This is a genomic window from Sneathiella litorea (assembly GCF_009882915.1).
In the GTDB taxonomy this organism is placed as follows: domain Bacteria; phylum Pseudomonadota; class Alphaproteobacteria; order Sneathiellales; family Sneathiellaceae; genus Sneathiella; species Sneathiella litorea.
Genome location: NZ_WTUW01000002.1, coordinates 1,219,813 through 1,233,892, shown reverse-complemented (window position 1 = coordinate 1,233,892; position 14,080 = coordinate 1,219,813). Strand labels below are relative to the sequence as shown.

Annotated in this window: 13 protein-coding genes; 5 read left to right on the top strand and 8 right to left on the bottom strand. The window is 50.3% G+C overall.

Going from position 1 to position 14,080, the window contains the following annotated elements:
- Position 1 precedes the first annotated feature (1 nt).
- The 5 genes from GQE98_RS12330 to GQE98_RS12310 form a co-directional block, all read right to left on the bottom strand.
- Positions 2–1,867, bottom strand: coding sequence for a 2-oxoacid:acceptor oxidoreductase subunit alpha (locus tag GQE98_RS12330; RefSeq protein ID WP_161315925.1), 1,866 nt, complete (start codon positions 1,865–1,867; stop codon positions 2–4).
- Positions 1,868–2,167: 300 nt separating this feature from the next.
- Complete coding sequence (locus GQE98_RS12325) at positions 2,168–2,761, bottom strand: TetR family transcriptional regulator (RefSeq protein WP_161315924.1); 594 nt, start codon at positions 2,759–2,761, stop codon at positions 2,168–2,170.
- A gap of 65 nt (positions 2,762–2,826) precedes the next feature.
- The gene (locus GQE98_RS12320; protein WP_161315923.1) at positions 2,827–3,582 is read right to left on the bottom strand and encodes an AsmA family protein; all 756 of its coding nucleotides are present in this window, start codon (positions 3,580–3,582) and stop codon (positions 2,827–2,829) included.
- Positions 3,583–3,744: 162 nt separating this feature from the next.
- A complete protein-coding gene (locus tag GQE98_RS12315) occupies positions 3,745–5,745 on the bottom strand; it encodes a TRAP transporter permease (protein WP_161315922.1) in 2,001 nt (666 codons plus the stop codon).
- A 12-nt stretch (positions 5,746–5,757) separates the two neighbouring features.
- Complete coding sequence (locus tag GQE98_RS12310; protein WP_161315921.1) at positions 5,758–6,912, bottom strand: TAXI family TRAP transporter solute-binding subunit; 1,155 nt, start codon at positions 6,910–6,912, stop codon at positions 5,758–5,760.
- A gap of 124 nt (positions 6,913–7,036) precedes the next feature.
- Between GQE98_RS12310 and GQE98_RS12305 the strand changes: the two genes are divergently transcribed.
- The 3 genes from GQE98_RS12305 to GQE98_RS12295 are packed head-to-tail and all read left to right on the top strand — an operon-like array spanning position 7,037 to position 9,830.
- Positions 7,037–7,843, top strand: coding sequence for an IclR family transcriptional regulator (locus tag GQE98_RS12305; RefSeq protein WP_161315920.1), 807 nt, complete (start codon positions 7,037–7,039; stop codon positions 7,841–7,843).
- Between the two features lie 35 nt (positions 7,844–7,878).
- Positions 7,879–9,033: an acyl-CoA dehydrogenase family protein gene (locus GQE98_RS12300; protein WP_161315919.1), complete on the top strand. Its 1,155-nt coding sequence runs from the start codon at positions 7,879–7,881 to the stop codon at positions 9,031–9,033.
- Between the two features lie 23 nt (positions 9,034–9,056).
- On the top strand, positions 9,057–9,830 hold the full coding sequence (locus GQE98_RS12295) for a class II aldolase/adducin family protein (protein WP_202526258.1): 774 nt from the start codon (positions 9,057–9,059) through the stop codon (positions 9,828–9,830).
- A 46-nt stretch (positions 9,831–9,876) separates the two neighbouring features.
- On the opposite strand, the gene GQE98_RS12290 is transcribed toward GQE98_RS12295, so the two are convergent.
- Positions 9,877–11,133, bottom strand: a complete 1,257-nt coding sequence (locus GQE98_RS12290) for an MFS transporter (protein ID WP_161315918.1) — start codon at positions 11,131–11,133, stop codon at positions 9,877–9,879.
- A gap of 137 nt (positions 11,134–11,270) precedes the next feature.
- On the opposite strand from GQE98_RS12290, the gene GQE98_RS12285 reads away from it, so the two are divergent.
- The gene (locus tag GQE98_RS12285) at positions 11,271–12,284 is read left to right on the top strand and encodes a cyclase family protein (RefSeq protein WP_161315917.1); all 1,014 of its coding nucleotides are present in this window, start codon (positions 11,271–11,273) and stop codon (positions 12,282–12,284) included.
- Positions 12,285–12,419: 135 nt separating this feature from the next.
- Positions 12,420–13,304 (top strand): NifU family protein, encoded by an 885-nt coding sequence (locus tag GQE98_RS12280; protein WP_161315916.1) that lies wholly within the window; start codon positions 12,420–12,422, stop codon positions 13,302–13,304.
- A gap of 12 nt (positions 13,305–13,316) precedes the next feature.
- Here GQE98_RS12280 and GQE98_RS12275 read toward each other — a convergent pair whose 3' ends face one another.
- Together GQE98_RS12275 and GQE98_RS12270 are read right to left on the bottom strand one after the other, a co-directional pair.
- Positions 13,317–13,529 carry a hypothetical protein gene (locus GQE98_RS12275; protein WP_161315915.1) on the bottom strand — a complete coding sequence of 71 codons (213 nt, stop codon included), beginning with the start codon at positions 13,527–13,529 and terminating at the stop codon, positions 13,317–13,319.
- Between the two features lie 61 nt (positions 13,530–13,590).
- Entirely contained in the window at positions 13,591–14,061 is a 471-nt protein-coding gene (locus GQE98_RS12270) for an OsmC family protein (RefSeq protein ID WP_161315914.1), read from the bottom strand.
- Positions 14,062–14,080: the final 19 nt, after the last annotated feature.

The following is a 14,080-nucleotide window of genomic DNA, read 5'->3' as shown; positions in this document are numbered from 1 at the left end:
CTCAATTCTCCAACGCCGCATCGATTGCACGCTCAATTTCAGAAATTTTGAATGGCTGGCCGGTTACCTTGGTCAAAGGTTGCGCGGCAATCAGATATTGATCGCGCAGTACTGTTTTGAGTTGTCCGTCATTCATTTCCGGTACGATAACCTTATCAAATCCGCGAAGCAGGTCGCCTAAGTTTCGCGGTAGGGGCCAAATGTGGCGTAAATGTATATGCGAGACTTCCTTGCCTTCCGATAACTTGTTGTCGACAGCGCGGCTAATCGGGCCATATGTCGATCCCCATCCGACAATTGCTAATTTACCGCTCGACGCTCCATTTTCAACAGTTTGCTCGGGAATATCATTCGCGATATTAAGTATCTTGTCCCGTCGCAGATCGGTCATTTTCTGATGATTGGCGGGTTCGTAAGATATATTACCCGAACCATCTTCTTTCTCAATCCCGCCAATGCGATGCTCAAGCCCGGGCGTTCCTGGAACGGCCCAATGCCGCGCCAGCGTCTCGGGGTTGCGTTTAAACGGCTCAAAGCCCTCCGCATTCGTTTCAAACGTTACCGGGAATGGCTCCCGATCTTCAATACTCGGGATCAGCCAGGGTTCCGCCGCATTGCCAATATAACCGTCTGTTAGCAGCATAACGGGCGTCATGTACTTGGTGGCAAGACGGCAGGCTTCGATCGCGACTTCAAAACAGTCCGATGGGCCATGTGTAGCCAAAACCACAAGTGGTGCGTCGCCATTGCGACCATATACGGCCTGATAAAGATCAGACTGCTCGGTTTTCGTCGGGAGGCCGGTCGATGGGCCGGCCCGCTGCGAATTCAATATAATCAGTGGCAGTTCCGTTGAAATGGCAAGGCCAATGGCTTCACCTTTCAGGGCGATGCCCGGGCCAGAAGAAGACGTAATGCCAAGCGAACCAGCATAGGAGGCACCAATTGCAGAACAGATCGCGGCGATTTCATCTTCGGCCTGAAAGGTTTTGACGCCGAATTGTTTCATCTTCGCAAGTGAATGCAGCACGGGAGATGCAGGGGTAATAGGGTAAGACCCAAAAAATATTTTCAGATTTGCCAGCTCCGCCCCAGCAACCAATCCCCAGGCAAGAGCTTCGCCGCCAGTGACGGTACGATAGAGACCGTGAGGCATCGTTGCGGGAGGGATTGCATAAAGTTGCGTTAGTCCTGCAACCTCTGAAGCTTCACCATAAATGTGGCCCGCATTCAACGCGGCGATATTCGCATCCGCAATGTCCGGGCGCTTAGCGAATTTACGCTTGAGCCAGTCTATTGTGTCACTGCGATCACGACCATAAATCCAGTAAGCCAGGCCAAGAACCCAGAAGTTTTTACAGCGTAAGCCTTCTTTCTGGGAAAGACCGAACTCCTTGACCGCCTCAAGCACGAGTTTCGTGATATTGATATCCAGAACTGTATAAGCTTCCAGAGAGTGATCATCGAGCGGATTATTGATATACCCAGCCTTCTTCAGATTGCGGTCCGTAAATGTGCCACTATCAACAATGATCATCCCGCCAGGCTTTAGGCGGGCGATGTTGACCATTAGAGCCGCTGGGTTCAGGGCGACAAGGACATCGGGGTCATCGCCTGCCGTTTCAATCCGTCGTGAGCCGAAATTGATCTGAAAAGCAGAGACACCGAAGGTCGTTCCGATTGGGGCACGAATTTCAGCTGGGAAATCAGGAAAGGTAGCAAGATCGTTACCAGCCAGTGCTGTTGTATCAGTAAACCGGCTGCCGGTGATTTGAATGCCATCACCTGAGTCACCCGCGAACCGAATAACGACAGAAGATATTTCTTTCCTCGGAACTGGGTCCGTCTTGATTTTTAGTTCGTTCAACTTTCTTACCCGCGTTGTGCAAAAGAGGGGGAGAGTATCGTTCTGAATCCCGCCAATGCCTTTAGTTTAGCCATACTTCGGCCCAGCAATCAACGGCCTATATTATCATTTTATATAATAACAACAATTGCTAGACGCTAATTTGCCACTACCATGCCTTCAACAATATGAAAGGGAAGATCCCTGTCATACTGACATTAGATATAGGGAATTTTGTGGGGAGTGCAACATTATTTTCTTGTTTGTTTTGTAAAATAATTTAACCACATAAATAATATGTGAAATAGTTTTTCGTTTTACTCATGTTAGACCCTCTTTCATAACTCTTACAAAAAAGGCACCAATTTGAGAAGGTGTCTGACCGCCAGGGCGATACCAGCTGCTCGACCAGTTCAGTGATCCCAGCAAGCTTAGACGCAGCAACCCTTTGTCAATATCGTCAGGCAGCGGTAGATCCTCGATCAAATCCATGAACAGCTTATCATAACTGTCTCTTATTTCGATCAGGCGGCTTCGAAGGGTCGGGGCTGTCCGGGATATATCGGCGCAAAGCAGGATTGAAAAATTATTGCCACCGAACAACGTGTTCATATGGGCAATTGCAGCCTGAGTTAATCGCTCCCATGGTTCGTCGACTCCCTCAATTGCCTCCAGGACCGCTGTGCTGATAAGCCGCTTCCCTTCTTCATAGGTTGCGATGATCAGGTCATCCTTGGACGAGAAATGATAATACATGGAGCCCGCCAGCATCCCGGCTTCACGGGCGATATCCCGCATTGACGTCGCGTCATAGCCCCGCTGATTAAACAGGTGCGCCGCTGCCGCCATTAACTCTTGCCGTCGATTATCGCTCCGGTGAAGACCTTCCTCACGTGTTCGTGTATTTTCAGCCACGTACTGGTCCTAACAAACAGTTGTTACAATTGCTGTTATGCCCGCTTCGACGATTAGCGGCAACTTTATTTTTCCAGTAGTTTTTGAAGGTGATTGATCACTTCCTCCGTCTGATCGCTGGCGCCGCGCAGGATATTGAGAGCCTGGTCCGAAAAGTTGAGGTCCGTTGTGAGTGCGGCGAGTGTCGCGGCTTGAAGAACGGGTTTAAATATTTGTTCGAGTAAAGCAGCTGGATAGAGGCCTTTTTCTTCGCGTCCGAGATTTTCGAGATGGATATTTTTAAGTACTGCAGTCGTTCTTTCTCCGGTCAGGTCCTCGGCCTGAACGATGACAACCGCATTCGTTATATAAAGCTCATTTATGATGAACTTTTTGGCGCGGTTTGGGCGGTTGCTTGGGAGTGGGCCGTTCATTTCGACAGCCATTGCCTCTGTTATATGGGCCCGGATTGCCCTCAGATTGTCGCCGGTATCTGTAATCTCGTAGGTAACTTCCGGCGCTTCTATTTCTATGCGTTTAATGATGACGGTATCGCTATTGATTGTCTTAGGATCGATTTGTATTTTGACGCGGGATGCCAGAAAAGCCGGTTGCGCGTCATATGGTTTCGGGCTTTCTACTCTCAGCCCGAGTAATTCTGCGTCACCTGATGTTGGAGAAAATTCTGTCTCAGTTACGGAAACTTTTGTTCCCGTAATTGCCGACCCATAATCTTCAACGGTTGTGGTAATGACTGATCCAATCGAGAGATACACGGTGATGATCGCCGCGCAAAAAAGTATGACTATCCCGATCATTGCGATTGTCAGGCCACGTCTCATATGTCTCACCGTTTCTGGTAAATGGATAATTGGGCGGCACAATACGCTGAGGCGCGGAGCATCGCAAGCGCTACAGGCTTTTATCGAACTTTCCAATACGGCAATAAAAAAAGCGCCCGCCCAGATAACTGAGCGGGCGCCTTATCGTGTTAGACAGGCTACCTAAATAGCCGTTGTCGCTTTTGCGCGCTTATCAATAAAGTAAGCCATAGCTGCCCCAGAGCCAGCGGTGACCAACGCAAAGAGCGCTAATTCCAGATTGCTAAACGGAATCAGATCGCTCCCGCCTGGTGTCGCCAGTGCCAGACCTCCGATAAGGATAAGGCCTCTGATTGGCCAGCCCAGTACGGCATGGCGGTGCAGATTACCAATCCATACAAGATACCCTTGCAAAGAGCTTGCGATCAGGACGACGCCTGCCACAGCTGAGACAAACAATATTGCCGTCTGGCTCAACTCTCCGCGGAAAATAAAGGCCGGATCGAGAACGAAGAAGAAGGGCACAAAATAAATGATTGAACCCAACCGCATTGCCTCGAAACCTGTGCGCATAGGGTTAGCCCCAGCAATAGACGCAGCCGCAAAGGCTCCCAGTGCAACAGGCGGCGTAATGAATGACACCATACCCCAATAGAGGATGAACAGATGCACCGACAGCGGATCCAGGCCGCCCTGCACAAGAGCAGGAGCAAGGACAATGGCAAGGAAGATGTAAGCGGCAGTCACAGTCATACCGATGCCCATGATGAAGCTCGTAACCGCGCCCATGAACAGAAGAACGAGAATGTCGCCGCCAGCCATAAAGATCAAATCATTGACCAATGTGCCCGCCATACCCGTAATGGATAAGGCGCCAACAATCAGTCCAACACCGACCAGAATGGCGGCAATCTCTGCGAGCAGTTTGCCGGTAGCAAGGACAAATTCCCAGAACTCATTCATTCCCCACCGGTTTGATGAGAAAATCTGGTTGATGACAAGTAGCAATGCCGTTGCATAGAAAGGCGCAAGTACTTCCTGCTGCAAGTAAACAAGCATGACAATAAGCAGAATAAATACGGCTACGAAATGCCACCCTTGACGGAAGGTCTCTCCCAGTTTTGGAAGTTGATCCCGTGGCAGACCTGGCATGTTGTGCCGGGCAGCATAGGCATCAATCTGTATGAACAGTGCCAGATAGTAAAGGACCGATGGAATGATGGCCGCGACGGCAATTGTGATGTATGGGATGTTCAGGAACACGGCCATAATAAAGGCAGTTGAACCCATGATCGGTGGCATTAGAACACCGCCCGTTGACGCACAGGCTTCAACACCTGCGGCGTAAGAGGGACGGAAGCCTGTTTTCCGCATCGCCGGGATTGTCATGACACCGGTGGTGATAACGTTCGAAATCACACTACCGCTCATCGAACCCATAAGGCCGGAAGAGAAAATAGCAACCTTTGCCGGTCCGCCACGCACATGTCCAAGCGCCGCAAATGCCAGATCAATGAAGAATTTACCACCGCCGGTCTGGGTGAGAGCAACACCAAAAACCAGAAATCCGATAACGAGGTTCGCGAGCGCCCGCAAGGGGATGCCAAGCATACTCTCTGCACTCAGCGTGTGGTATGCGACGGTATCTGAGAGGGAACTGCTTAACCCCGAAATTGGACCAGGCATAATATCGGCATAAAGCGGATAGAGCGAAATCAGGGTAACGATGACAACCAATGCTGTACCACCGGCGCGGCGAGTTGCCTCGAGGATTAACAACCAAAGGAAAAATCCCGGGATGATAATATTATTTGGCGCACCCATCTCCCAGCCGTTATCAATGATTTTCTCTGCATTGACGAAGAAGAAGAGAACCAAGCCAAAGGTCGCAGCTGCGAGTACAGTATCGTACCAAGGCACCTTTTCGAATGTGGCTTTGCCGGATGCCGGAAAAATTAGAAATACGAGTGGGACCAGGAGTCCTACAAGTGCATATTGATATTCATTATCAAGCCAAGTATGGCCGACGAAGAACCTAAAATTGAAAAGCTGGTTTATTGCTAATCCAACAACAATAAGTGTTACGGCAATAAGGATTGCCCGCCACACGGTAGAAAGATTTCGGTGGCGGACTACCGGAGTAGCCGCCACCGCATCATTCTCTTTTGACTTGAGATCATTCATTGATGTGATCAATCACTTAAAAATTGGATCCATGCCGGCAGATTCAAGCGCATCCGCACGGGTTTTCATCCATTCGACCTTGAACTCTTCACCGTCAAGATTCTTGGCTTCCATGGTTGCCCAGGCTTCGGCCAATATGTCCTGACGCTTTAGAAGGTTGTTGTTATGCGCTTCCATTTCGTCTGTCCAAACGCCTACTTCTTTCCAGTACTTTACAGCGGAAAGATGGTAAGGAACGGCCCATTCAAACTGTTGGCGGTCAAGAGCCCAGCCAATCATGGCAGGCAACGCATCCTTGTAGTTGTCATATTCTGAATGTACGGCTTTCACCATTGAATATACCAACTCCGGATCCTGGTCAGCACGCGTGATCAAGATTGGGTAGGGATAGGCAGCACCGTCCATTGGTGTTTCTTTGGTGATATTGCCCGTGCCCAAAGTAATGGTATGAGGAACTATATAGGGTGCGACTTTCTGAAGACGCTTCCAGCCTTCTTTGTCCGCCGCTGGTGTTTCCAGCCAGTAAATACCTTTTGGCGTTGCTTCCAGCTTTTTGGCAGGTCCAGTCACGGTTGATCCGAAAGCAGAAACAATCTGCCCGGTTTCCATAGCCTTCCACATGGCGCCATAGCCACCAAATTCTACAACCTCAACATCGTCGAACGTCAGCCCGGCAAATGCAAGATAAGCTTCCGTCGCAATTGTCACTGCAGGAGAACTACGAACGACACCGACGGGTTTTCCTTTAAGCTCCGCTAAAGACTTAACACCTGATTCGACCGTCGCGGCTTGGAGAAGGCCGGCGTTGGAGGTGGAGGTCATCAGGACCTGTACCTTCTGAGGTCCCCAACTCGGGGCGGCAAAGTTAAAAACACCCTCAGAGGCGTAAAAAGTGCCGGCACCGTTTGCTACGAACTGAACTTTGTCTGAGCGTAACGGACCCATACGAGAAATATCATTTTTGCCCGGAACAACCCGAAGATCGACGCCATACTTATCTTTCAACGCCTTGCCGATGGCAACCGACTGGTTATAACCGGTGGTTCCAGTGTTATAGGCACTCCATGCGATTGTGCTGGGTAGTTTTACGTCGTCGGCAAATGCCGCAGTCGAAAAAGTAAACGCCGCTGCCGTTGCAGCCGCGCACAATCCTAGCTTAATTCTCATTATTTTCTCCCAAGAAAACTTAATATGGATTTTTTTGTTTCCAGATAGGGCCGCATTCTGCATAGTGGAATGGAATTCTGCAAGTTTTTTTCCTGAGAAATCCAATTTAAACCATTGTTAGAAAATGCTAAAAGACAATACATTCGTTGGGGGGGTGTCAACGCCGGATAACAATCGGCATTTTGTGACTTCTCTGGCACGTGGCCTTGAAATATTGCAGGCCTTTCGTCCAGGGGAGGGCGCGCTTGGTAACAATGAGCTTGCCAAGAGAACGGGATTGCCGCGTTCGACGGTTTCACGCCTCACAAGTACCTTGCTACAGCTTGGCTACTTGATTTATCGCAAGAGTCTCGGCAAATACGAGCCTTCACCGGCGGTTCTTTCCCTAGGCTATACATTCCTTGCAAATAACAAGATTCGCTTGATGTCCCGCCCGTTGATGCATGATCTTGCAAAACAGGCTGGACTTGGAGTTGCCCTAGCAACGCGAGTACAGCTGAATATGATGTATGTTGAAACGGCCCGGGGCGCGGATGAAAGCACGCTTCGACTAGAGGTTGGTTCTTTTTTACCGATTGCGAAAACTGCAATTGGCCGCGCGTTTCTTTGTAAACTCCCGGAAGGAGAGAGAGATTTTCTTCTAGACCATGTTCGGCGGAAATTTGCGGATGAATGGCCAACAATAAAAAAGGAGTTTGAAGCGGCGCTGAAGGACTACGCAGATTTTGGTTATTGCCTTTCAATTGGTGACTGGCAATCGAGCTTTCACGCGGTTGGCGTGGCTGCTCGGGATAATTCAACAGGCGACGTTGTCGCCTTTAATTGCGGTGGCTCCGCTTATCTGGTAACAGAAGCGACCCTGCGGGAAGAAGTTGGCCCCCGCCTCGTTGGTTTGGCAAGAAGCATCGAGGTAATGTGCGGGATAGACTAATTGCAAACAAAAATAAGAAAGTAGAAGGAAAGAAGATGGCTCTGGACACTGAGACATTCGAATTAATGAAAGACGCAGTGACGCGCTTTGTTCGAGAGAAACTTATCCCCGCCGAAGACACGGTGGAAGAGACCAATGACGTGCCGGAAGAGATTATTCAGGAAATGCGCGAGCTTGGTCTTTTCGGTTTGTCGATACCGGAGGAATATGGCGGGCTCGGTCTTAGTATGGCGCAGGAATGCCAGATTATACATGAGCTTTGCAATGCGTCGTTGGCGTTTCGTTCGGTGATCGGGACTACTGTCGGCATTGGTAGCCAGGGCCTTGTCATGACTGGGACGGAGGCGCAGAAGGAGCAGTATCTGCCGCGCCTTGCTTCCGGAGAGATTATGTCTTCCTTTTGCCTGACTGAACCGGAGGCGGGCTCTGATGCTGCTTCCTTGCGGACCGTTGCCGTAAAGGATGGCGATGATTACGTGCTGAACGGAACCAAACGTTATATCACCAACGCACTGCGGGCGGGCATGCTGACCGTCATGGCGCGAACCGACTCGTCAAAAAAAGGGGCATCCGGCATCTCGGCCTTTATCGTCGACCCCAGTACGCCGGGAATCACGATTGCCAAAGCTGATGAAAAAATGGGACAGCGGGGCACAAAAACCAGTGATGTTATTTTTGAGGATGCCCGTATTCCTGCATCTGCCCTGCTTGGCGGAGTTGAGGGGCAGGGGTTCTATACCGCCATGAAAGTTTTGGACCGCGGCAGATTACATTTAAGTTCCGTCTCCACCGGCATATCGGAACGAATTCTACAAGAGGGTCTTTCATACGCGGCTGAACGCAAGCAGTTCGGCACCGTGATTGGTGAGTTCCAATTGGTACAGGCTCTCCTCGCTGATAGCCAGGCAGAACTTTTCGCAGGCAAAGCAATGACATTGGATGCAGCCAATAAATATGATAATGATGAAGATATCTCGATGCTGGCAGCCTGCTGCAAGATGTTTACAACTGAAGCAGCGGGGAAAATCGCGGACCGGGCGGTACAGATCCACGGTGGCGCAGGCTATATGTCGGAATATAAGGTTGAACGTTTTTATAGAGATGTTCGGTTACTACGGCTTTATGAAGGGACAACGCAAATTCAGCAACTTGTCATCGCTCGCAACATGCTGAAATCACATACAAATTAAAAACTGAAAAAGGGAATATCGATATGGGTGTTGATAAGATAAATAAAATGGTACCCAGCCTGCAGGGCAAGGTCAGCGATGAGGAATGGGAAACGCGCGTCAATCTCGCGGCCTGCTATCATCTCGTCGCTCATTACGGCATGAGTGATCTTGTCTTCACTCATATTTCTGCACGTGTCCCGGGCAGTGATCATCACTTCCTGATCAATCCCTATGGCCTCTTCTTCGACGAAATTACGGCGTCAAGCTTGATCAAGGTCGATATCGACGGAAATATTCTCGATGATACGCCGTTTTTCATTAACCCCGCGGGATACACAATCCACAGCGCCATCCACGGCGCGCGCGAGGATGTGGGCTGCGTTCTCCATACGCATACGACGGCCGGTATGGCCGTTGCCGCGCAGAAGCAGGGTTTGCTGCCAATGAGCCAGCACTCGATGATGTTCTATGGCCGTCTGGCCTATCATGGGTATGAAGGCATCGCGCTGGATCTCGATGAACGCGAACGTCTGGTTCGCGATATGGGTGACAGCATTGCAATGATCCTGCGTAATCACGGACTGCTGACGGTTGGGGCAACGCCTTCAGAAGCTTTCCGCCGGATTTTCTATCTTGAGAAGTCTTGTGAATCACAAATCAAGGCGCTTGCGGGGGACTCCGAATTGATTCTTCCTTCCCGTGAAGTCTGCGAGCATGCCGCCTCCCAGTTTAAAATCAGTGCCTCTCAGTCAGGTCTTGAATGGCCGGGCCTCCTGCGTCTTCTCGATCGCAAGGGAGCGAATTACCGCGACTGATCAGAGAGCATTTGAGCTTAGAGTTACCGGCGCCGGACCTGCCTGTTCAAGCAGCTTCCGGCGCTTTTTCTTTGGGCGTTTTAGATTCCTTCGATCGGCTGTAAATCAGCAATGCGACGCCGACAATTGCCGCGAGGCTTAAATAGAGAACCCGGTAGGCCTCAAGTGGTGCGGTGCCATCTTCTGTGGCAAAGGTGCCAATTATAAATCCGCCCATGGACTGTAGCAGGAATACACCCAGAAACACGGCTGTATTCAATGTCGCGATACCGCGTCCCAATAGCCTTTCCGGAAAAATGGAACGGCCTTGGGACATTATCAGGACGCCATAGTTCCCAAAAAAGCTGAAGAGGATCAAAAGCGCAGATATTTGCCAGACCGAAACCACGGGAATTGAACCAAGTATGACCAGCAGAATTATTGTAGTGATCGCTGCAGTCGCCACCAGCTTTTTGCGGGACTTGCACACACCATCCAAGTAGCCATAAAAGAACGCACCGCCAATAACCGCAACAGTCATCCAGAAAAGAATATTGCCGCGTGCCGTTAAATCGAGCCCGTAGACATCCCGCAGAAAATTTCCACCCCACAAACCGACAATCGACATGATCGTCCCGTAGATAACAAGATTAATGGTAAAAACGAGCTGAAACTGGCGATCCCTTATTATGCCAATCACCCCTCCCAATGTGTCCTTCATGCTCTCTACCTTTCTAGAGTGGAAAGCATGATCTGCGGGGGCATCCTTGATGATTAAATATCCAAAGATAATGGATACGGCACTGAACAGGCTCGCGACCCAGAAAACATCACGCCAACCAATCATGTCCGTCAGGATTGCTGTTGGCGTTGTTGCCAGAATATTGCCAAGCCCGCCTATGCCAACGATAAGTGACGTATAAAAGGCGAACCTTTCAGCCGATAACCATCTTGATATGATAACAAGAGAGCCCATTAGAACGGGGGCGCAGCCAACACCGATAAAGAAGCGGGCCGCGGTGAGTTCAAGAAAATCCGAGGCCATGGCAAATCCAGCAGATCCCAGTACCGCAAAAAACATCAAGCCACATATGGTCTTTCGGGGGCCGTAGCGGTCAAGGAAAATACCGACTGGAACCTGGAAAATGGCAAACGCAATAAAAAAAGTGCCACCTACAACGCCGAGCTCCTCATGAGTGAGCCCAAGCTCATCCATCATATTCGGCGCAATTACGGCGATAGAAGAGCGGTAAAAATTGCTCGCGACATAAACAATCGACAGTGTCGTGATGAGCTTGACGGCGATGGTTGTTTCGTTTTTCATTTTTATCGCGCCCGAACCTATTTTTATTAGAGCTAGCAGGTTGCGCGCCCAAGGTCAATTCGTGTCGCAGTAGGGCTTTGCAGGCGACCGTCTTGCAGGTATGCTGACGGGAAAATAATAACATAAGGAAAAAAAAGATGGCTAGATGGCAGAAACGACCGAATGGATCAAACTGGGGCGATTTTGGAGAAAATGATCAGATAGGTCGCCTGAACCTTATTACGCCGGAGAAAATTCTCGCTGCCGCGGCGGAAATAAAAACGGGGGAGCGCTTCTGTCTTAGTTTGCCACTTGATCTGCCGGGTGGAAATCTTCTCAATCCCCGTCGTCACCCCCCGAAAATTTCGCCGACAGTCAGATCCGGTGACAGGCCGAACATGAACTATAACCTGTCACAAGATGACCCAAACATGATTGATGTGATCTGTGATGACTTGGTTGTCCTGCATACGCAGTATTCGTCGCAGTGGGATAGTCTGGCCCATGTAGGGCAGGAGTTTGACGCCGATGGTGATGGCCAGGCGGAGATTGTCTATTATAACGGCTATCGTGGTGGGGAGCATATTCAGGGACCGGAAGATGAGGGAGGTCCCCGCGCATTGGCACTCGGAATCGAGAATATGGCGGCGGCCGGAGTTCAGGGACGCGGTGTGATGATTGATCTGGAAGGCGAATTCGGCCGCGCCCAGACGCTTGTCGGTTATGACGAACTGATGCGTGTCATGGAAAAAGACAATGTGACGGTCGAGGAAGGGGATATGGTTTGCCTGCATACCGGATTTGCCCAGATGATTATGGAGATGAACGGAAATCCGGATAAGGATAAGTTGCATGGATCCTGTGCCGCGCTCAATGGACGCGATGGCAAGCTTCTCAACTGGATCACCGATTCAGGCCTTTCCCTTCTGATCGCGGATAACTATGCGGTTGAGGCGCACCCGTCTGTGCCCGGACAGGGAAGCTGCGCCTTCCTCCCGATCCATGAGCATTGCCTGTTCAAGCTCGGCATACATCTGGGGGAACTTTGGTATCTGACGCCCTTGAATAACTGGCTAAAGGCAAATAAACGTTCACGTTTCATGTTGACCGCCCCACCAATCCGCTTGCCGGGCGCGGTTGGGTCTCCTGCCAATCCGGTCGCAACAGTATAGTAAATTGCGATTTCTACGGCTATTGCATGTGTGGGCGGGCGCATTATGTTACCCTTGTAGCTTGCCCACGCAAATTTATTCTGCTAGCTGACGGCCGTATATTAATTTCCCCGACAAAGGGAACAGGAGTTCTTAATGTTTATTCAGACCTTGCCGCATGAAAATGAAGACAGGATGAAATTTCTGCCCGGCCGTCAGGTTCTGGTATCGGGTTCTATCCTGTTTGAAGATGAGAAGGAAGGGCGCGCGCGCTCTCCCCTTGCGGCACGTCTATTTGATATCCCCGGCGTCCGTACTGTGGAGCTTGGGGAAGATTATGTGACGATCGTCAAACGGACAGACGACGAGCACAAGACTCTGTGGATACAGCTCAAGCCAATGGTCCTTGCGGCCATCATGGACCATTATATGAGTGGTATGCCCGTTTTGAACGGGGATCAGCAGGTAGCCAGCGCCAGCTATTCTGAAGATGATCAGAAGATCGTTGATTCCATAGTTGAGCTGATAGATACACGTGTCCAGCCGCAGCTTCGTGAGGACGGAGGTGACGTCGCGTTTAAATCCTTTGATCCCACGGAAGGCGTTGTTGTGTTGGAGATGGACAGTTCCGGTCTGTCAACACCCGCATTCGGCACGCAAATCAAAATCGAAAATACGCTGAAGCACCATGTCCCCGACATTCACCGGGTGCGGTTTGAACGCATGGTCGAAGAAGAGACCGCCGTTGCGACGGATCGACCGGGTCTTCAAACTGAAGAGGCGGATCAAATCCGCGTCCTTCTAGAGACACGGATCAATCCTGCGATTGCGGCGCACGGCGGATACATCACCCTAATCGACATTAAGGACAACACCGCCTTTGTTGAAATGGCGGGTGGTTGCCAGGGGTGTGGAATGGCCGATGCGACGCTAAAGCAGGGTGTGGAAGTGGAAATCAAATCCGCCGTACCGGTAATCGAACGGGTTTTGGATGTCACTGACCATGCAGGCGGCGCAAATCCCTATTATGTGGGATATTAAGCGCCGCGACGCCTAGTCAACTTCTTCTATGGATTTGATGACGAAGCCGCGCTCCGCACTATATTTGCGGCGCATTTTTTCCCATGCCTGTTCGAGACTTTCCGCATAGACGTCAAAATAATGCGTCTCTGCCCAGCTATCTGAGAGGCTTTTATGGTGCTCGCCCTCCTGGAGTGCGTCAAGAACTTCCTCATTAAAAATAGCGGCTTCAAATTTCAGCTGCATTCCCGGTCTCGCCTAATGTTATTGCTTCAAAGATTCTTGCATTTTTTGAATTAAAATTTAGTTAGTCAGCGTACTCCACAATTGCTTCATTGAGGACAGGAAAATTCACTGAATTGGCGATAAAGCAAGTTTCATGAGCGTCGTGATGAAGGCGTCTTGCCTTGTCTAGATTGCTTGTCTTCGTTATGGCCACCACGGGCCGCAAGATAACCTCAGAGAACCTAAGTTTACCGTCCAGCATTTCCATTTTTCCCCAGGCTTCGTCGTGATACGCGGTGACAGAGATATTCTTTCGTGCACAGAGTGCCAGATAGCTCAGCAGATGACAGGCGGAAAGCGACGCGACCAGCAGATCTTCCGGGTTATAGCGGTCATCCGTACCAAGAAATGCCGGGGCCGCCGACCCCTTGATGACCGGCCGTCCATCGATTGAAATCTCATAGTCGCGGGAATAGCTTTTATAGTCCGTCGTTGGGCCGTTGACCGCGCCTTTCCAGTCAATAAGAGCAATAAATTCGTGTATTTGAGCCATTGCTTAACCGTTTCACGCT